Origin of the sequence: Haemophilus sp. UMB1048, from assembly GCF_030218125.1 — a bacterium.
Taxonomy (GTDB): Bacteria; Pseudomonadota; Gammaproteobacteria; order Enterobacterales; family Pasteurellaceae; genus Haemophilus_D.
The window spans coordinates 220,252-240,217 of record NZ_JASOPB010000001.1 but is presented as its reverse complement, the minus strand read 5'-3'; the positions used below and the strand labels follow the sequence as shown (position 1 = coordinate 240,217).

At 38.8% G+C, this 19,966-nt stretch carries 20 protein-coding genes and 1 pseudogene; 17 read left to right on the top strand and 4 right to left on the bottom strand.

Features of this window, described 5'->3' with window-relative positions:
• Window position 1 precedes the first annotated feature (1 nt).
• The 8 genes from QP437_RS01165 to mnmA (QP437_RS01130) all read left to right on the top strand — a co-directional run bounded on the left by QP437_RS01165 (window position 2) and on the right by mnmA (QP437_RS01130) (window position 7,212).
• Window positions 2–1,237 carry an NADH:ubiquinone reductase (Na(+)-transporting) subunit B gene (locus tag QP437_RS01165; protein ID WP_049358020.1) on the top strand — a complete coding sequence of 412 codons (1,236 nt, stop codon included), beginning with the start codon at window positions 2–4 and terminating at the stop codon, window positions 1,235–1,237.
• Entirely contained in the window at window positions 1,230–2,018 is a 789-nt protein-coding gene (locus QP437_RS01160; RefSeq protein ID WP_285266655.1) for a Na(+)-translocating NADH-quinone reductase subunit C, read from the top strand. The genes QP437_RS01165 and QP437_RS01160 overlap by 8 nt, the downstream gene beginning before the upstream one ends.
• A complete protein-coding gene (locus QP437_RS01155) occupies window positions 2,018–2,647 on the top strand; it encodes an NADH:ubiquinone reductase (Na(+)-transporting) subunit D (protein ID WP_007243078.1) in 630 nt (209 codons plus the stop codon). The genes QP437_RS01160 and QP437_RS01155 overlap by 1 nt, the downstream gene beginning before the upstream one ends.
• Window positions 2,648–2,650: 3 nt before the next feature.
• Window positions 2,651–3,247, top strand: a complete 597-nt coding sequence (gene nqrE / locus QP437_RS01150) for an NADH:ubiquinone reductase (Na(+)-transporting) subunit E (RefSeq protein ID WP_285266654.1) — start codon at window positions 2,651–2,653, stop codon at window positions 3,245–3,247.
• A 10-nt stretch (window positions 3,248–3,257) separates the two neighbouring features.
• On the top strand, window positions 3,258–4,493 hold the full coding sequence (gene nqrF, locus QP437_RS01145) for an NADH:ubiquinone reductase (Na(+)-transporting) subunit F (RefSeq protein WP_285266653.1): 1,236 nt from the start codon (window positions 3,258–3,260) through the stop codon (window positions 4,491–4,493).
• A gap of 144 nt (window positions 4,494–4,637) precedes the next feature.
• Window positions 4,638–5,678, top strand: a complete 1,041-nt coding sequence (locus QP437_RS01140) for an FAD:protein FMN transferase (RefSeq protein WP_285266652.1) — start codon at window positions 4,638–4,640, stop codon at window positions 5,676–5,678.
• A 2-nt stretch (window positions 5,679–5,680) separates the two neighbouring features.
• On the top strand, window positions 5,681–5,941 hold the full coding sequence (gene nqrM, locus QP437_RS01135; RefSeq protein WP_005629187.1) for a (Na+)-NQR maturation NqrM: 261 nt from the start codon (window positions 5,681–5,683) through the stop codon (window positions 5,939–5,941).
• Between the two features lie 116 nt (window positions 5,942–6,057).
• Window positions 6,058–7,212 (top strand): tRNA 2-thiouridine(34) synthase MnmA, encoded by a 1,155-nt coding sequence (gene mnmA / locus QP437_RS01130; RefSeq protein WP_285266651.1) that lies wholly within the window; start codon window positions 6,058–6,060, stop codon window positions 7,210–7,212.
• A 45-nt stretch (window positions 7,213–7,257) separates the two neighbouring features.
• On the opposite strand, the gene rplS is transcribed toward mnmA (QP437_RS01130), so the two are convergent.
• From rplS to rpsP, 4 genes are read right to left on the bottom strand one after another with little or no spacing between them, the layout of a single operon-like run.
• Window positions 7,258–7,608: a 50S ribosomal protein L19 gene (rplS, locus tag QP437_RS01125; protein WP_049358025.1), complete on the bottom strand. Its 351-nt coding sequence runs from the start codon at window positions 7,606–7,608 to the stop codon at window positions 7,258–7,260.
• A gap of 36 nt (window positions 7,609–7,644) precedes the next feature.
• Window positions 7,645–8,385, bottom strand: a complete 741-nt coding sequence (trmD, locus tag QP437_RS01120) for a tRNA (guanosine(37)-N1)-methyltransferase TrmD (protein WP_285266650.1) — start codon at window positions 8,383–8,385, stop codon at window positions 7,645–7,647.
• Window positions 8,386–8,422: 37 nt separating this feature from the next.
• Window positions 8,423–8,950: a ribosome maturation factor RimM gene (gene rimM, locus QP437_RS01115; RefSeq protein WP_111303550.1), complete on the bottom strand. Its 528-nt coding sequence runs from the start codon at window positions 8,948–8,950 to the stop codon at window positions 8,423–8,425.
• A 43-nt stretch (window positions 8,951–8,993) separates the two neighbouring features.
• Window positions 8,994–9,239, bottom strand: a complete 246-nt coding sequence (rpsP, locus tag QP437_RS01110; protein WP_111303547.1) for a 30S ribosomal protein S16 — start codon at window positions 9,237–9,239, stop codon at window positions 8,994–8,996.
• Between the two features lie 310 nt (window positions 9,240–9,549).
• Between rpsP and QP437_RS01105 the strand changes: the two genes are divergently transcribed.
• The 9 genes and pseudogenes from QP437_RS01105 to QP437_RS01065 all read left to right on the top strand — a co-directional run bounded on the left by QP437_RS01105 (window position 9,550) and on the right by QP437_RS01065 (window position 19,906).
• A complete protein-coding gene (locus QP437_RS01105) occupies window positions 9,550–10,329 on the top strand; it encodes a hypothetical protein (protein WP_032827502.1) in 780 nt (259 codons plus the stop codon).
• A 24-nt stretch (window positions 10,330–10,353) separates the two neighbouring features.
• Window positions 10,354–12,165, top strand: coding sequence for an NAD nucleotidase (nadN, locus tag QP437_RS01100; protein WP_285266649.1), 1,812 nt, complete (start codon window positions 10,354–10,356; stop codon window positions 12,163–12,165).
• An 8-nt stretch (window positions 12,166–12,173) separates the two neighbouring features.
• Window positions 12,174–12,905, top strand: a pseudogene (mnmA, locus tag QP437_RS01095) (tRNA 2-thiouridine(34) synthase MnmA); the annotation flags it as partial.
• Window positions 12,906–12,986: 81 nt separating this feature from the next.
• Window positions 12,987–13,805, top strand: a complete 819-nt coding sequence (locus tag QP437_RS01090; RefSeq protein ID WP_111327822.1) for a hypothetical protein — start codon at window positions 12,987–12,989, stop codon at window positions 13,803–13,805.
• A 190-nt stretch (window positions 13,806–13,995) separates the two neighbouring features.
• Window positions 13,996–15,123 (top strand): acyl-CoA dehydrogenase family protein, encoded by a 1,128-nt coding sequence (locus QP437_RS01085; RefSeq protein ID WP_285266648.1) that lies wholly within the window; start codon window positions 13,996–13,998, stop codon window positions 15,121–15,123.
• Window positions 15,124–15,136: 13 nt separating this feature from the next.
• Window positions 15,137–15,943 (top strand): phosphate/phosphite/phosphonate ABC transporter substrate-binding protein, encoded by an 807-nt coding sequence (locus QP437_RS01080; protein WP_065245881.1) that lies wholly within the window; start codon window positions 15,137–15,139, stop codon window positions 15,941–15,943.
• Window positions 15,944–15,996: 53 nt separating this feature from the next.
• Complete coding sequence (locus QP437_RS01075; protein WP_285266647.1) at window positions 15,997–17,175, top strand: cobalamin-independent methionine synthase II family protein; 1,179 nt, start codon at window positions 15,997–15,999, stop codon at window positions 17,173–17,175.
• A complete protein-coding gene (locus QP437_RS01070) occupies window positions 17,159–17,623 on the top strand; it encodes an OsmC family protein (RefSeq protein WP_049358033.1) in 465 nt (154 codons plus the stop codon). The genes QP437_RS01075 and QP437_RS01070 overlap by 17 nt, the downstream gene beginning before the upstream one ends.
• Window positions 17,624–17,878: 255 nt before the next feature.
• Window positions 17,879–19,906, top strand: a complete 2,028-nt coding sequence (locus QP437_RS01065; protein ID WP_285266646.1) for a BCCT family transporter — start codon at window positions 17,879–17,881, stop codon at window positions 19,904–19,906.
• The last annotated feature ends 60 nt before the right edge of the window (window positions 19,907–19,966 follow it).

Genomic DNA, 19,966 nt, shown 5'->3' with positions numbered 1-19,966 from the left:
AATGGGTTTAAAAAATCTTTTTGAAAAAATGGAACCCGCGTTTTTACCAGGCGGTAAATACAGCAAGCTTTATCCGATCTTTGAATCGATTTATACCTTGCTTTATACACCAGGTACGGTAACGCACAAAAACACACACGTTCGTGATGCGTTAGACTCAAAACGTATGATGATTACGGTTTTCCTTGCGTTGTTCCCTGCGATTTTTTACGGGATGTATAACGTGGGTAACCAAGCGATTCCCGCTTTAAATCAATTAGGCAATTTAGATCAATTAATTGCTAACGATTGGCACTATGCGCTTGCAAGTTCATTAGGTTTAGACTTAACCAATAATGCAACTTGGGGCTCAAAAATGGCGTTAGGGGCGATCTTCTTCTTACCAATTTACTTAGTGGTATTCACCGTTTGTACAATTTGGGAATTATTGTTCTCAGTGGTGCGTGGTCATGAAGTAAATGAAGGGATGTTCGTTTCAACCATTTTATTTGCGTTAATCGTTCCACCAACATTGCCATTATGGCAAGCTGCACTTGGTATCAGTTTTGGTATCGTGGTAGCAAAAGAAATCTTCGGTGGTGTAGGTCGTAACTTTATGAACCCTGCGCTTGCTGGTCGTGCATTCTTATTCTTCGCTTATCCGGCTCAAATTTCTGGTGACTTAGTATGGACTGCTGCAGATGGTTTCTCTGGTGCAACCGCACTTTCACAATGGTCTCAAGGTGGTCAAGCAGCATTACAACACACTGTAACCGGTCAACCTATTACTTGGATGGATGCATTCATCGGTAATATTCCTGGTTCAATGGGTGAGGTTTCAACGCTTGCGTTATTAATCGGTGGTGCGTTAATTGTATTCACCCGTATTGCTTCTTGGCGCATTATGGCTGGTGTCATGATCGGTATGATTGGTACAGCAACCTTATTCAATTTAATCGGTTCTGATTCTAACCAAATGTTCTCAATGCCTTGGCATTGGCACTTTGTATTAGGTGGTTTTGCACTTGGTATGATCTTCATGGCTACAGACCCTGTATCAGCTTCATTCACCAACACGGGTAAATGGTGGTACGGTGCGTTAATTGGCGTGATGGCTGTATTAATTCGTACAGTGAACCCAGCTTATCCAGAAGGGATGATGTTAGCGATTTTATTTGCAAACTTATTTGCACCAATTTTCGACTACATCGTGGTTCAAGCAAATATCAAACGTCGGAGAGCAAGAACAAATGGCTAAATTTAATAAAGATAGCGTTAGCGGTACAGTTACCGTTGTTGTGTTGCTAAGTTTAGTGTGTTCTATCGTGGTTTCTGGTGCTGCAGTAGCATTAAAATCCAAACAAGATGAACAAAAAGCACTCGACGTTCAACGTAACATTTTAACTGTTGCTGGCTTAATGAAAGAAGATAATGCATCAGTAATTAAAGACACTTACAGCAAATTTATTGAACCGCGTTTAGTTGATTTGCAAAGTGGTGATTACGTTCAAGCTTCAGCAGAAGAAATCAACAAATTTGAACCTAAAGATGCCATTAAAGATCCTGCAAAAAGCCAAGCAATTCCAGCGGAAGCAGATAAAGCAGGAATTAAAGTTCGTGCAAATCAAGCACGTGTTTATCTTGTAAAAGATGAGCAAGGCAATGTCAGCCAAGTCGTATTACCAATGTATGGTCGCGGTTTATGGTCAACCATGTACGGTTTCGTTTCGGTTGCACCAGATGGAAATACCATCAAAGGTATCACTTACTATGACCAAGGTGAAACAGCCGGTCTTGGTGGTGAAATTGCGAATCCTCGTTGGCAAGCTCAATTCGTGGATAAAAAATTATTCGACGAACAAGGACACCAAAAATTCAAAATCTATAAAGGCACATCAACAGATAAAGATCACGGTGTAGATGGTTTATCTGGTGCAACCTTAACCAGTAACGGTGTACAAGGTTCATTTGATTATTGGTTCAGCCAAAATGGCTTCGGTCCATTCTTAGCGAAATTTAAAGCAGGAGAAATCAAATAATGGCTGATGCAAAAGTAAATTTGAAAGGTCTTTTATTAGATCCTATTGCTAAAAATAACCCGATTGCCTTGCAAATTTTGGGTATCTGTTCTGCGTTAGCGGTAACAACCCAATTACAAACAGCGATCGTAATGGCGATTGCGGTAAGTTTGGTAACCGGTTTCTCCAGTTTGTTCATTTCATTGATTCGTAACTATATTCCAAATAGTATCCGTATCATTGTGCAACTGGCGATTATCGCGTCTTTAGTAATCTTGGTTGACCAAGTATTAAAAGCTTATGCCTATGGTTTATCTAAGCAGCTCTCTGTATTCGTCGGTCTTATCATTACAAACTGTATCGTAATGGGCCGTGCAGAAGCGTTTGCGATGAAATCACCTCCGCTAGAAAGTTTTGTAGACGGTATTGGTAACGGTTTAGGTTATGGTGCAATCTTATTGATCGTTGCAACATTACGTGAATTAATCGGTTCTGGTCGTTTACTTGGTTTCCCTGTATTCCAAACTATTCAAGACGGCGGTTGGTATCAACCAAACGGTTTATTCCTTCTTGCACCAAGTGCGTTCTTCATTATCGGCTTCGTTATTTGGGGCTTAAGAACGTGGAAACCTGAGCAACAGGAGAAATAATCAATGGAACATTATATTAGCCTATTCGTGAAGGCGATCTTCATTGAAAACATGGCGCTCTCTTTCTTCTTAGGGATGTGTACTTTCCTTGCGGTTTCTAAGAAAGTTTCCACGGCGTTTGGCCTTGGTGTTGCAGTAGTCGTCGTACTTGGTATTGCGGTACCCGCTAACCAATTTGTATACGAGCACGTATTAAAAGATGGCGCATTGGTAAAAGGTGTGAGCCTTGAGTTCTTAAACTTCATTACCTTTATCGGGATTATCGCGGGTCTTGTTCAATTACTTGAAATGACCTTAGATAAATTCTTCCCTGCACTTTATAACGCATTAGGTATCTTCCTTCCACTTATCGCCGTAAACTGTGCGATCTTCGGTGGTGTATCTTTTGCCGTGCAACGTGAATACAACTTCGCTGAAGCGGCAGTTTATGGTATCGGTGCGGGTGTAGGTTGGATGTTAGCAATCGTTGCGCTTGCAGGCTTAACTGAGAAAATGAAATATGCCGATGTACCGGCAGGCTTAAAAGGATTAGGGATTACCTTTATCACTGCAGGCTTGATGGCGCTTGGCTTTATGTCATTCTCTGGTATTCAGTTATAAGGAGGCATAAATGAGCGAATCTTCAATTTTATTATTAGGTGTTGCGGCATTTACGGTTATCCTTTTAGTGCTCGTTGCGATTATTTTATTCGCTAAATCAAAATTAGTGGATTCTGGTGATATCACCATTTCTATTAATGACGATCCTGAAAAAGCGATCACTTTACCAGCTGGTGGTAAATTACTTGGTGCTTTAGCAAGTAAAGGTATCTTCGTTTCTTCTGCGTGTGGTGGTGGCGGTTCTTGTGGCCAATGTGTCGTCAAAGTAAAAAGCGGTGGTGGTGAAATTTTACCAACCGAACTTTCTCATATCAGCAAACGTGAAGCGAAAGAAGGTTATCGTTTAGCTTGCCAAGTCAATGTAAAAGGCAGTATGGATGTTGAATTGCCAGAAGAAATCTTCGGTGTGAAAAAATGGGAATGTACTGTTATTTCTAATGATAACAAAGCAACCTTTATTAAAGAGCTTAAATTAGCGATTCCTGAAGGTGAAGAAGTTCCTTTCCGTGCGGGTGGTTATATCCAAATCGAAGCTGATCCACATACGGTTTACTATAAAGATTTCGATATTCCAGAAGAATACCACGAAGATTGGGACAAATACGATTTATGGCGTTATGTGTCTAAAGTGGATGAGCATATTATCCGTGCTTATTCTATGGCTTCATACCCAGAAGAAAAAGGCATTATTATGCTTAACGTGCGTATTGCAACGCCTCCACCACGTCAACCTGATGCACCTCCAGGTCAAATGTCTTCATACATTTGGTCATTAAAAGCAGGTGATAAAGTGACAATTTCTGGTCCATTCGGTGAATTCTTCGCGAAAGAAACCGACAACGAAATGGTCTTCATCGGTGGTGGTGCGGGTATGGCACCAATGCGTTCTCATATCTTTGACCAATTAAAACGTTTACACTCTAAACGTAAAATGTCATTCTGGTATGGTGCACGTTCTAAACGTGAAATGTTCTATGTAGAAGATTTTGATCAGCTTCAAGCAGAAAATCCAAACTTTATATGGCACGTGGCATTATCTGATCCGTTACCAGAAGATAACTGGACAGGTTACACCGGCTTTATTCACAACGTACTTTATGAAAACTACTTGAAAAATCATGAAGCACCAGAAGATTGTGAATACTACATGTGTGGACCTCCGGTGATGAACGCTGCGGTAATCAAAATGTTGAAAGACCTCGGTGTTGAAGATGAAAACATCTTATTAGATGACTTCGGTGGTTGATTTTAGTTAATCAAAACATCATGAAAACTGACCGCACTTTGTGATGAAGTGCGGTCAAAATTTAAGGTGTTTTTAGAAAATTTTCTATGATTACAGGTAAATTTTGTTTAGTTTGCTAGTAGTTCACAGATTTAGGAAATCCAGATGAAAAAATTAATAAGCGGTATCGTGGCGGTGGCAATGGCATTAAGTCTTACAGCCTGTGAAAAAGAAACAAAAGTTATCTCATTAAGTGGTAAAACAATGGGAACAACTTATCATGTTAAATACCTTGATGAAGGCTCAATGAAAGCAACATCTGAAAAGACGCATGAAGAAATTGAAGCTATCTTAAAAGATGTGAACGCGAAAATGTCCACTTACAAAAAAGATTCGGAATTGAGTCGTTTCAATCAAAATACCCAAGTGAATACACCGATTGAGATTTCAGCAGATTTTGCCAAAGTATTGGCCGAAGCGATTCGTTTAAATAAAGTGACTGAAGGTGCATTGGATGTAACTGTTGGCCCAGTTGTGAATTTATGGGGATTTGGCCCTGAAAAACGTCCAGAAAAACAACCTACACCAGAACAATTAGCTGAACGCCAAGCTTGGGTTGGTATTGATAAAATTGCCCTTGATATGAGTGGTGCAAAACCGACATTAAGCAAAGCACTTCCTCAAGTTTATGTCGATTTATCATCGATTGCTAAAGGCTTTGGTGTTGATCAGGTGGCTGAAAAGTTAGAACAACTAAATGCTCAGAATTACATGGTTGAAATCGGCGGTGAAATTCGTGCGAAAGGAAAAAATATTGAAGGCAAACCTTGGCAGATCGCAATTGAAAAACCAACCACAACAGGTGAAAGAGCGGTTGAAGCTGTCATTGGATTAGACAATATGGGAATGGCAAGTTCTGGCGATTATCGTATTTACTTTGAAGAAAATGGTAAACGCTTTGCTCATGAAATTGATCCGAAAACAGGTTATCCAATTCAGCATCATTTAGCCTCAATTACGGTACTTGCGCCAACCTCAATGACTGCAGATGGCCTATCAACAGGTTTATTTGTGCTGGGTGAAGATAAGGCGTTAGAAGTGGCAGAGAAAAATAATCTTGCCGTTTACTTAATCATTAAAACAGATAATGGTTTTATCACAAAATCATCCTCTGCTTTCAAAAAATTAACAGAAACAAAAGAATAGTTATGCAAACTTTATTTTTTACTTTGATCGCTTTCGTCGCAATTATATTGTTGATGTCTATCGGATTTATTATCAAAAAACAAAGTTTAAAAGGTAGCTGCGGTGGTTTATCTACCCTTGGTATTGCCAAAGCTTGCGATTGTGATAAACCTTGCGACACGCTTCAATCAAAATTAGATGCGGGCGATGAACAAGCGAAAGCTGAATATGAGCAAAAATTCGCGAAAAAAGATGATGACTCGCAATTTTATGAAGTGAAATAACTTGCTCAAAAATGACCGCACTTTATGTGCAAAATAAACTTAACGGCAAAATTATTTTGCCGTTTTCTCATTCAATTACCAATGTGCTTCGCCTTAACCGAAGTTACGGGAGAAATATGTTAATTTCAAATACTTATAATCAATACTTTCCTCAAATGACACAAGAACAACTTGCGAGAAATGCGACAAAAAAAGTGATTTGTGGTATGTCTGGCGGAGTGGATTCTTCTGTGTCAGCTTTTATTCTTCAACAGCAAGGCTATCAGGTGGAAGGCCTGTTTATGAAAAACTGGGAAGAAGATGATGATACGGATTACTGTACTGCCGCAGCAGATCTTGCAGATGCTCAAGCAGTATGTGATAAGTTGGGGATCAAACTACATAAAATTAATTTTGCAGCAGAATATTGGGATAATGTCTTTGAGCATTTTTTAACTGAATATAAAGCAGGGCGCACGCCGAACCCAGATATTTTGTGTAATAAAGAAATTAAATTTAAAGCGTTTTTAGAATATGCAGCTGAAGATCTTGGTGCTCATTACATTGCAACAGGGCATTATGTACGTAGAGCAGGTAATGATGAAAATGCAAAATTATTACGTGGTCTAGATGCCAATAAAGATCAAAGTTATTTTCTTTATACCTTAAGCCATAAACAAGTGGGACAAAGCTTATTCCCCGTTGGTGAAATCGAGAAGCCCATTGTTCGCGCTATTGCTGAAGATCTTGGCTTAATTACGGCGAAGAAAAAAGACTCTACCGGTATTTGTTTTATTGGTGAGCGTAAATTTAAGGATTTCTTAGCTCGTTACTTGCCAGCTCAACCGGGTAATATTCGCACTGTAGATAACGAAATTATTGGTCGTCATGATGGATTGATGTATCACACATTAGGACAGCGTAAAGGATTAGGCATTGGTGGTTTAAAAAATGCGGGTGATGAGGCTTGGTATGTGGTAGATAAGGATGTGGAAAATAATGAACTTATTGTCGCTCAGGGGCATGACCATCCTCGTTTATTTTCAAAAGGTTTGATTGCTAGCCAATTACATTGGGTTGATCGCGAACCAATTCGAGAGTTATTACGTTGCACGGTTAAAACACGTTATCGCCAACAAGATATTCCTTGTGTGATTGAACCAATTGATGATGAAACTATTCGAGTGATTTTCGATGAACCTCAATCAGCCGTCACACCAGGGCAATCTGCCGTATTTTACCTTGGTGAGGTTTGTTTGGGCGGCGGGATTATCGAAGAACGGATTAAATAACCTAACAAAAAAGGCTTGGGATCCCAAGCCTTTTTCTTTGCGAAATTATTCGCCCAAACGCTCTTTAATACGAGCAGATTTACCTGAACGTTCACGTAAGTAGTAAAGTTTAGCTTTACGTACTGCACCTTTACGTTTAACAGTGATTGAATCTACAACTGGTGAGTGAGTTTGGAATACACGCTCAACACCTACACCGTTAGACACTTTACGTAAAGTAAATGCTGAGTGCAAGCCACGGTTACGAATTGCAATAACCACGCCTTCGAATGCTTGCAAACGACGTTTGCTACCTTCAACTACCCATACTTTAACTTCTAAAGTATCACCTGGGCGGAAGCTAGGTACGTTTTGTTTTAATTGTTCTTGTTCAAGTTGTTTGATAATGTTAGACATTGTTTGATCCTTTATTGATCCTAGATGTAACTGAAACTAACTGTTATGCTCGGCTTGCGCCTCTTTTAACAGCTTACGTTGTTCGTCAGTCAGAGCTAGGCCTTCTAAGAGCTCAGGGCGTCGGAGCCACGTTCTTTGTAGCGATTGTTTTAATCGCCATTTGCGAATTTCTTCGTGATGTCCCGACATCAGCACGGATGGCACAGTTAATCCTTCTAACACTTCCGGTCTGGTGTAATGCGGGCAATCTAATAAACCGTCTGCAAAAGAATCTTCTTCTGCGGAGGCTTGTTTGCCTAATACACCGGGAATAAAACGCGCAACAGCATCAATTAATGTCATTGCCGGCAATTCCCCACCGGTCAGAACGTAATCGCCAATTGACCATTCTTCATCAATTTCAGTTTGAATCAATCGCTCATCAATACCTTCATAACGTCCGCATACCAAAATCAATTTCTGATTTTGAGCAAGCTCGGTTACACCGCCTTGATCGAGTTTACGTCCTTGTGGCGAAAGGTAAATCACCTTTGCGCCTTCTCCTGCCGCTGCTTTCGCAGCATGAATCACATCCCGTAAAGGTTGCACCATCATCAGCATTCCCGGGCCACCACCATAAGGACGGTCATCCACGGTTTTATGCTTATCGAATGTAAAATCTCTTGGATTCCAACATTCCACTTGCAGAAGATTATGTTTTACAGCTCTACCTGTAACCCCAAATTCCGTAATCGCTTTAAACATTTCGGGGAATAATGAAATCACCCCTATCCACATAAAAAGCCTACTACATTACGTTTGTGCATACTTGAGATTAGAAACCAGCGTCCCAATCCACTTCAATTGTTTTCGTGGTGAGATCGACTCTTTTAACTACTTGTTCATACAAGAACGGAATTAACCGCTCTTGTTTTCCAAAAGCATCTTTGGTATTGGCTCTCACCACTAACACATCATTAGAACCGGTTTCCATCATCTCTGTTACCGTTCCCATTGTATAACCTTCTAAGTTGACGACTGAACAACCGATTAAATCGTGCCAGTAATAATCCCCTTCTTCCAGTTCTGGGAATACAGATAAATCCACACCAATTTCAACAGTTGCTAAAATTTGTGCGGCTTCACGGTCATCAACGCCTTTTAATTTAACGATGATTTCGTGATTATGATGACGCCAATTTTCTAATTCTGCAGGCTGCCATTCACCTTTGATTTTTAAAAACCAAGGTTGATAATCAAAAATACTTTCAGCTTGTTCTGTTGATGAATAAATACGTAACCACCCACGAATACCGTAGGTTGAGCCTAATTTGCCCACAACTTCAATACGTTGTTGTTCCATATTTTCACCTATCTTAGTTTAAGAACTAAATCAAAAAGCGAGATTATGCTTTTTGAGCTTCTTTTACCAAAGTTGCAACACGGTCTGAAAGTGAAGCACCTTGAGCAACCCAGTGGTTTACACGCTCAAGATCAACACGAAGACGCTCTGCGTTACCTTGTGCGATTGGGTTGAAGAAACCTATACGCTCAATGAAACGACCGTCACGTGGTGAACGGCTGTCAGCTACTACGATTTGATAAAATGGGCGTTTTTTAGCTCCGCCACGAGATAAACGAATGGTTACCATAACCTTCCTCTAAATGTTTAATTACTAAAAGAATATTCCTAAACTCGAAAGTGATTTAAGAATATAGCTTACTTTTTTCTCTGTATATATAGACAAAAAGCCTGCGAGTTTTATACTTTTTGAGCAAAATTGCAAGTTTTGGATGAGCATTCTAATAAGTACGTTATATTCTCTTGAAAAAGTAAACATTATCATTCACATGCAATTTTGTTTTACGTATAATCTAAGAAACTCTCAAATAGTTTTAGGTCAAGTTTACGCGTTAAGCGGTATTTTATATTGATAAAATATCAGTTAAATGAGGTTTATTATGAAAATCAGTTTTCATTCTGTGTTACTTGGATTAGCGTCATGTATTGGCATTCAACAATCTGTGATAGCGAGTCCTCCTTCGTCTTCTCACCAATCAATATCTACTGAGTCCGCTGAGGCTTTAAAGCAACAATTTTCAATCGCTTTAGCTAAACAAGAAAAGCAACAAATTTCTATTTTACAGAAAAAACTCACCGCACTTTTTTCTTTACCTCCCCAATTTCTTGATAATCAGATCCAAATAAGCGAAAAAATCCTCACTCGCATTTTTAAAACAGATAAAAATCTCACCCCTAAATTTCTTGATTATTTATACTTTGAACCGATAAATACTGGCGATGCTAATTTAATTCAGGAAATGAAGAAAAACTTACTGGTGTCTTTTTTAGCGAATGAGCAGGCAAAAATTTATATTCGTCAAACAGATAATTCGGAGCAATTTGTTCAGGCTTTAATAGAACGGGGAGCCAAACCAGATCAAATTATATTATTGTCTTTGGATGCTAAAGGCATATTTCAAAAAATTATTGAACAGATGCGTCAAGATTTTCCTAATCAAACAACTTTTTCTATTACTGAGAATCGAGTGAGTTTGATAACCCCTTCTTCTGAAATTAAGCCTCGCCTCGCTCTAGCCAATATGATGTTTGCTCGCCAATTTAAAGGGGTGGAGGTTGATGATTTTTCGTATTTAGATCAAGCACGTGAAAATCTTCAACACAATAACTATGCTATTCGTTATAAGACTTTCCAAGCAATGCTTGAAGGCTTAAATTAATCCGTTTACTCACAAGGAGCCATTATGTTTTTATCTAAAAAATCAGTTACCTTTGCAGTTAGTGCGTTAGCAATGCTTTGCTCAGGTGCAGCCTTTGCTAAAGAAGCGCTGCAAGCACATAAAGCTGTGGAGTTAAGTATCTTACATATTAACGACCACCATTCTTATTTGGAACCGCACGAAGCAAGAATTAATCTAAATGGTCAACAAACAAAGGTTGATATTGGCGGTTTTTCTGCTGTGAATGGAAAACTTTATGAGTTACGTAAAAAGTATAAAAATCCATTAGTACTGCATGCAGGCGATGCCATTACTGGTACACTTTACTTTACGCTGTTTGGCGGTTCTGCTGATGCGGCTGTGATGAATGCAGGTAATTTCCATTATTTTACTTTAGGTAATCATGAATTTGACGCGGGTAATGAAGGGTTATTAAAACTGCTTGAACCATTAAAAATTCCTGTGCTTTCAGCTAATGTGATTCCTGATAAAAGTTCAATTTTATATAACAAATGGAAACCTTACGATATTTTCACTGTGGATGGAGAAAAAATTGCTATTATCGGTTTAGATACCGTGAATAAAACGGTTAATTCCTCTTCACCAGGTAAAGATGTGAAGTTCTATGATGAAATTGCTACCGCACAAATTATGGCAAATGCGCTAAAACAACAAGGTATTAATAAAATCATTTTACTTTCACATGCAGGAAGTGAAAAAAATATCGAAATTGCTCAAAAAGTAAATGATATTGATGTGATCGTTACTGGCGATTCACATTATTTATACGGAAACGATGAATTACGTGGTTTAAAATTGCCAGTAATCTATGAATATCCGCTTGAATTTAAAAATCCGAATGGTGAACCGGTATTTATAATGGAGGGTTGGGCTTATTCTGCTGTGGTGGGGGATTTAGGTGTTAAATTCAGTCCTGAAGGTATTGCGTCTATTACTCGTAAAATTCCTCACGTGTTAATGAGTTCTCATAAACTTCAAGTGAAAAATTCGGAAGGTAAATGGACTGAATTAACCGGCGATGAACGTAAAAAAGCGCTTGATACTTTAAAATCAATGAAGAGTATTTCACTTGATGATCATGATGCAAAAACAGACATGCTTATTTCAAAATATAAAAGTGAAAAAGATCGTTTAGCACAAGAAATTGTTGGCGTCATCACTGGTTCTGCAATGCCAGGTGGTTCAGCGAACCGTATCCCAAATAAAGCAGGCTCTAATCCAGAAGGTTCTATCGCGACACGCTTTATTGCAGAAACGATGTATAACGAACTCAAAACGGTGGATTTAACCATTCAAAATGCAGGCGGTGTACGCGCAGATATTTTACCGGGCAATGTAACCTTTAATGATGCTTATACTTTCTTACCTTTCGGGAATACGTTATATACCTATAAAATGGAAGGTTCGTTAGTGAAACAAGTGCTTGAAGATGCGATGCAATTTGCTTTAATTGATGGCTCTACAGGAGCATTCCCTTATGGCGCAGGCATTCGTTACGAAGCGAATGAAACACCAAATGCAGAAGGTAAACGTTTAGTGAGCGTGGAAGTTTTGAATAAACAAACCCAACAATGGGAACCAATTGATGATAATAAACGTTATCTTGTTGGTACTAATGCTTATGTAGCTAGCGGTAAAGATGGTTACAAAACGTTTGGTAAATTATTTAACGATCCGAAATATGAAGGCGTTGATACTTACTTGCCTGATGCGGAAAGTTTCATTAAATTTATGAAAAAACATCCGCACTTTGAGGCTTACACTTCATCAAATGTGAAATTTAATGCTTCTAGTGATGCGTTACCTAAAAAATAAAAGCTAAAAACTATATTGCTACTGGCCATTATGTGCGTCGTCGTGGCGCAGATAATCAAGCGGAGCTATTGCGCGGCTTAGATAGCAACAAAGACCAAAGCTATTTCCTTTACACGTTGAGTAAAAATCAGGTAGGCCAAAGCCTTTTCCCTGTCGGTGAAATTGAAAAGCCGATCGTACGTGCTATTGCAGAAGATTTAGGTTTAATTACCGCGAAGAAAAAAGACTCTACTGGTATTTGTTTTATTGGTGAGCGTAAGTTTAAGGATTTCTTAGCACGTTATTTGCCGGCTCAACCAGGTGACATCCGTACCGTAGATGGCGAGATTATTGGTCGCCATGAAGGCTTGATGTACCACACCCTGGGGCAGCGTAAAGGACTAGGTATCGGTGGATTAAAAAATGCCGGTGATGAAGCCTGGTATGTAGTAGATAAAGATGTGGAAAATAATGAATTGATTGTGGCACAAGGCCATGATCATCCACGTTTGTTCTCCAAAGGCTTAATTGCCAAGCAGCTACATTGGGTGAGTCGTGAGTCCGTGCGTGAAGCGTTCCGTTGCACGGTGAAAACTCGTTATCGTCAAACGGATATTGCTTGTTTGGTTGAGCCGATTGATGACGATTGCATTCGAGTGATTTTTGACGAACCGCAAGCCGCAGTCACACCAGGTCAATCAGCGGTATTTTATCTTGATGAAGTCTGCTTAGGTGGCGGCATTATCGAAGAACGAATTTAATCAATATTGAATAAAATGCGGTCAGAAATTTAAGGATTTTTCTGACCGCACTTTTTAATTATTTACCTAATGGAGCTTTTTATGCGTTACATCGTATTGGGATGTCTGTTAACGTTGTTTTCCACTACACTTTTTGCTCAGTTAAAAACAGATTTAGCCTTATTAAATTTGAAAGGACCAGTAAAAAAATGGGAAATGAAATCGATCAATCCGAAAGATTCTTCAATTTTGGAGCATAAGATTACTTTTTTTAATCCGCAGGGATTTAAAACTAAAGAAAAAACCTTAGGGGATGTTGTTTTGACACAAAACTTTGTGTATGACGAAAAAGGACGTTTGATTAAATCTTTTATAGAAGGTGATAATAATGCTATCGAATATCTTTATCACACTAATTCTGATGGTTCATTGACAGTAATCCATAAGTATAAAGCGAAAGATATGCCTGATATCATCATATCTGAAAATACCTATGATAAAAATGGATTGCTCATCATTGAAAAAAAAGAAGATGAGTCTTGTGAGGAAGGGTGTGAAAAACTTGAAAATGGCATGAATAAGTATAGTCATCATTATGATGAACAGGGCAATCTTGTAGAAATTAGAAATGAGCTTTTTAATAATGAGTCTACCAAATATACCAACAAATATATTGATGGCAAATTAGTTGAACAAACAGAATACATGTATGGTGGAAAAGTTGTAAGAACTTTTGATGCAAATGGATATCCGATCAAACTTGAAGACTTTCCGCCTTATGGATTTGGGGATGGTAGTGTATCCTCCATAAAGCGTTGGAAAAATACAGTGGATGATCATGGTAATGTGGTGAAGATTGAAGAATTTGATGATGTTAATCATCCAAGCTTAATAATTATAAACTCATATGAATACTATTAGCTCAAAGTGCGGTCAGAAATTTAGAGATTTTCTGACCGCACTTTTTCCCCGTGAATCTTCACGGTCTAAAAAAACATGATCCACATCACATTACTGAAATTATTGTGAATTAAATACTAGAAAAAAGAAACTGAGCATAATAATATCCGCCCCGTAGAAAGTTTTTCTCAACACACAATAAGGATATATTATGTCGCAAATCTATACTCAGGTGAGAAAGTTAGCGGAACAGTTTATTGAGCCTTACGCCGACGAACTCGATCAAAAAAAAGAATTTCCTGTTCAGGCATTTAAAGAATTAGGTAAAGCCGGTTGGTTTTCACTTTTAATTCCAAAAGAATACGGCGGAATGGGATTAACTCTAAAAGAACATGCTGAAGTCTGTATGGCATTAGCTGAAAGTTCAGCCTCTGCTGGTCTCTGTTACATGATGAGTAACGTTGCAGTGAATTGTTTAAATCTATTCGGCAGCGATCAACTCAAACAAAAAATCTTTTCAGACATTGTTCAAAATCAAACCTTTGCCGCACTCGCCTATAGTGAATTAGGCACAGGTACTCACTTCTATATCACCGATGCAACCGCACAATTTAATGCTGAATATGCAGTATTCAATGGCTTAAAATCCATGGTGACATCGGGCAATTATGCCTCTTATTATTTAGCACTTTTGCCTTCCGAAAATGGCGAAACTATTGATAACTGGGTGCTTCCACTTGGTACTCAAGGCTTAACTTTTGAAGCTGATAGCTGGAATGGCTTAGGTATGCGTAGTAATGTTTCTTGCTTTATGCGCATGACCGATATGCCATTAGATCGTAGCTGGCGTATTGGTGAAGTTGGCACAGGCGCAGAACAAGTATTTGGTGGCATTGCACCAGCCTTTATTTGTGGTTTGGCAGCAGTCTATAGTGGCGTATGTAAAGCCGTGCTTACTGAGGCAATTAAACATTCAACACACCGTAAATACACATCGGGCACTGCATTAGCTGAAATCGAAACCGTGCAAATTCACTTAGCTAAAATCTATGCAAACACAAACGCTGCTGTATGTGCTACGCGAGATGCGGCTCGTGCAGCCACAGAAGGTGATGCAGATGCATTAGCTAAATTATTAGCTGCCCGAATTCTCGCGAGCGAAAACGCTATTGCTCTTGCTCAAATTGGTATGCGTATTGGCGGTGGCAAGGCTTATAACAAAATGGGACCAATGGAACGCTATTTACGCGATGCATTAGCAAGCCAAGTGATGGCGCCAAGTGTCGATGTGCTAAATATTTGGTTAGGTAAAGCCATTACAGGTCAACAAATTCCATAAAGTGCGGTGAAAAATGAGTGAGAAATTAAAAATTGGGGCGGTAATCTACGCCCCACAAGTGACAGTTATTTGGGGAATTATTGCAGACTTTTTCGAAAAAGAAGGATTCCCTATTGAGCCAGTGTATTTCAAAGACTACAAAGGACAAGTTGATGCGTTACTCAATAATGAAATTGATGTAGCGTGGAACTCTCCCCTAGCTTGGTTAGATGGTTACTTGCGTAGTGGCGGTAAAACCTTAAATGGTGCCATGCGTGATACCGATCAAGATCGTCAAAGCTATTTAGTTGTTAATGATCCAACTATCCAATCGATTGAAGATTTAAAAAATAAAACTATTGCTTTTGGTGCAATTGATTCCCCACAAGCGCGGTTAATTCCTATCGAGTTTTTACATCAACATGGCTTGGAATTTGGTCAAGATTATGTAGAAAAACGCTTTGATGTGGGTGTTGGTTTGCACGGTGATCATGTAGGCGGTGAATTAGATGCAGCCAATGCATTAAAAGATCGTCAAGTCTCGGCAACATGGATGTTAGATTTCAACTTTGAACGTTGGACAAAAGATGGCACACTCGATCCAGCAACAGTTCAAGTACTTGCAAAAACACCATCATTTGACCATTGTATTTTCAGTGGGCGCGTGGGATTAGATGAAACCAAATTCAATGCATTCACCGAAACCTTGTTCAAAATGGATTACAACAATCCAGAACATAAAGAAATGATGGATTTGGAAGGATTAAAACGTTGGGTTGCGGGTAGAACAAAAGGTTTTGCTCAATTACAAGCAGCCAATGAATATTTAAAATTCTTGTAATATCAATATGTCATGATGGGCGTGTAATAAACGCCCGTCATTGTGGATTTTCTATGAAACCTTTCACAACTTCCCTTTTAGGCTCAATGCCTCGTAGCCAAGCACTTTTGATGGCACGTAAAAAGCACGCACTCGGCAAAATAACCACTACAGAGCTTGAGCAAATCGTTGTTCAAGAAACGAAACAAATTGTTGCACTTCAACAACGCACAGGCATTGATATCATCACGAGTGGTGAATTACTTCGCGACAATTACCTTTCTTTTATTGCACAAAAAATTCAAGGCGCGACCTTAATGAGCATGAGTGAAATGCTCGATCACATTAAAGAAAAGCAAGTTTTTGAATCGATGCTAGAAACCTTGGATGTTCCCGCACTTTCCATAAAAAATGCTATTTGCGTGGGAAAAATCAGCTACAAACAATCTTTAGTAGCAGATGAAATGTTGCTACTGAAAAATCTAACCAAGCAACCAATTAAAGCAACCTTGCCTGGGCCTTACTTAATAGCTCGCTCCATGTGGCTTTCGCCTGTGTCAGGGCTACATTATTCATCAAAAGAAGAAATGGCGAAGGATGTTGTTGCTATCTTAAAACAAGAAATTGATCATTTATGTGAACTAGGGGTAAGTGTAGTTCAATTTGATGAGCCTGTTTTGACAGAAGTTATTTTTAGCCATCATCAAACACGTTCATTTATGTGTGCGGCGTTAAGCGAAAAACAAGATTTTGCAGCAGAGCTACAGTTTGCGAAAAGTTTAATTACTCAAATCTTTGAGTATGCAAGAAATAAAAATATCAAAACCGCCTTGCACGTTTGTCGAGGAAACTGGAGCAAAGATGAAAGCGTATTACTGCGCGGGCCTTATACATCACTAGTGAATTTATTTGAATCGGCGTTACCTGATATTTTAATGCTCGAATTTTCTACGCCAAGAGCGGGAGAATTAAGTTCGTTGTTAGAAAGTGAAATCTTAAGACAAAAATGTATTTTAGGCTTAGGCGTCATCAATCCTCGTTCTGATGAGGTGGAAACCGTAGATCAGATTGTTCAACGAGCGGAAAAAGCTTTAAATTACCTTCCACCAGAGCAAATTTGGCTAAATCCAGATTGTGGATTTGCCACTTTTTCTAACCGCCCTTTAAATGGTTTTGATATTATTGAAGCCAAACTTAAGGTATTAAATGAGGCAAAATCAATATTGAGGGAACGTTATGTATCACGTACCTGAAAGTGAATGTTTTACAGCGAAATATCGAGCCGTATTACGCGGAGAAGAAATTAAATTATTCACACCGAATGACAGTATTTCGCTCTATTCACAAGTCAATTTCGATAACCAATCGTTACAAAAAAGTGCGGTAGATTATTTTGCTGTTTCTATTCTAGGTGGCATTTTGAGTAGTGTAAAAGCGCATTTTGCTCAACAACGTGCCGATATTGTAGAAATGGAAGGAAAAATTTGGCTCAACCTCGCCAATCCTTTAACCTTACTTGGTGTGCATGGTTATGATGAACCTCCACACATAACCGATTGTAAAATTAAAATTTTTATTTCATCTGATTTAGATGATCAGACGTTTGATAAGCTTACTGAAGCTGCATTAAGAAATTGTTTTATCTACAACACATTAAATAAAACGTTTTCTTTTACTGTCTTGTTTGAGCAAGTTTTGTAATTCATTATATCAGTTAAAAATACGACTTAAATTAAATACCATCAATATTTTCCTAATTTGAAATAATTGGTATTTTTTTATACCATAAATGCACTTTTGGAAACAATCCACTCAAATCCTACTGAGCGTTTCCTTCAAAATCGCACTTCTCCGTGCTATCATTTGCGATGGTTCCATCTCACCATTTAGGGCTTAAGGCCTTATTTTATTTAATCTGATTTTATTTTTATTCACTTAATTTTTAAGGGGGAAGCGTTGTCTTTATCTAAATTTATGGAAAAGCAAACGTCGTTCAATCCTTTAGTGATTGGTGCAACGTTATTTTTTGTGGTGTTACTCGTTGCGATGATTTTAATCGCTCCGGAACAAACGCAAACTTTATTAAATACCGCCAAATCGGGCATTTTTGCCAACTTTAGTTGGTTTTACGTATTAGCATTCTCAGTATTTTTGGGCTTTTTAGTCATTTTATCAGTCAGTAGCCTAGGTAATATCAAATTAGGCAATGATGAAGAAGAGCCTGAATTTGGTTTTCTGTCTTGGTTGGCGATGTTATTTGCTGCCGGTATGGGGGTAGGGTTGATGTTCTTTGGTGTAGCAGAGCCATTGACGCATTACTTATCTGATATTACCACAGGCAGCGCAGAGCATAAGCAACAAGAAGCCTTGTTACACACCTTATTCCACTGGGGAATTCATGCCTGGGCGGTGTATGGCACGATTGCGTTGGCATTGGCTTACTTTGGATTCCGTTACAAATTACCTTTGGCATTACGTTCTTGTTTCTATCCGTTATTGAAAGAGCGTATTAATGGCAAGTTAGGCGATCTTATCGACATTATGGCGTTACTTGCCACCTTATTTGGTGTTATCACAACATTAGGTTTTGGTGCATCACAATTGGGTGCAGGCTTACATCAATTAGGCTGGATTAGCGAAAATAGCTTCAGCTTGCAAGTTGTCGTAATTGCCGTGGTAATGAGTTTAGCGATATTTTCCGCGATTTCTGGCGTAGGGAAAGGGGTAAAAATCTTAAGTGAGCTGAATTTAACACTAGCTTTCTGTTTGTTGATTTTCGTCTTAGTGGCGGGACCGACACTTTATTTGTTATCCGCTTTTAGCGACAACATCGGAACGTATCTTAGCAACTTAGTAAAATTAAGTTTCAAAACCTATGTGTATGAACAAGAACATACAGACTGGTTTAGCGGTTGGACAATTCTGTATTGGGCATGGTGGTGTTCTTGGGCGCCATTTGTCGGTTTATTTATTGCTCGTATTTCGAAAGGGCGTACAATTCGCGAATTTATTTTCGGCGTGTTGGTGATTCCTAGCATGTTCGGTATCTTGTGGTTTACCGTATTTGGTAATACAGCCATTTGGTTGAATGATGGTGAAGCAGCAGGTACGTTAGGACAAATGATTTCTTCGCCTGAAACGTTGCTCTTTAAGTTCTTAGATTATTTACCGCTTTCTGGTGTGACGGGTTTAGTGAGTTTAGTGGTGATTTCTTTATTTTTTATCACTTCTGCGGATTCGGGCATTTATGTATTAAATAACATTGCATCACGCGATAAAAGCCTTGCAGCACCTCGTTGGCAGGCCGTGATGTGGGGTATATTAATGTCAGTCGTTGCGATTGTTTTAATGCAATCGGGTGGTTTGGCAAACCTACAGGCAATGACGCTATTAGTGGCGTTACCTTTCGCCATGTTGATGTTGTTGATGTGTTTTAGTTTATGGAAAGGCTTGAATGCGGATAAAAAATATTTTGATACCAAAGTTAATCCAACCAGTATTTTCTGGACGGGGGATAAGTGGAAAGAACGTTTGGAACAAATGATGAACCAAACGCAAGAAAAAGATATTTTACGCTTCCTTAAACATACGGTATTACCGGCTATGCGTGAGCTACGCCAAGAGTTAATTAGTAAATATGAATTGAGTGTGCAAATTAACACGTTATTTGATCAAGATGAACCTGCAGTCGAGTTAGTCATTCAAAAAGATTTGATGCGAGACTTTATGTACGGGGTGAAATCTATCGGTCGTGAGGTGTCAGAGCAATTAATTAATGACGATAACTTGCCACATATCCAGCATAGTATGACTTATGAGCCATACACTTATTTCTTTGATGGTCGAGTGGGTTATGATGTGCAATATATGGATCAAGATGAATTAATTGCCGATATGTTGAAACATTATGAACGTTATTTAAGTTTGCTAGATGATGTAGGCCAAGAATTGATGGCACACGAGCAAACAGAACTGGCTGAATAATAAGACTAAAGTGCGGTTGAAAATCCTCTTAATTTTTAACCGCACTTTTTATCTTAAAAC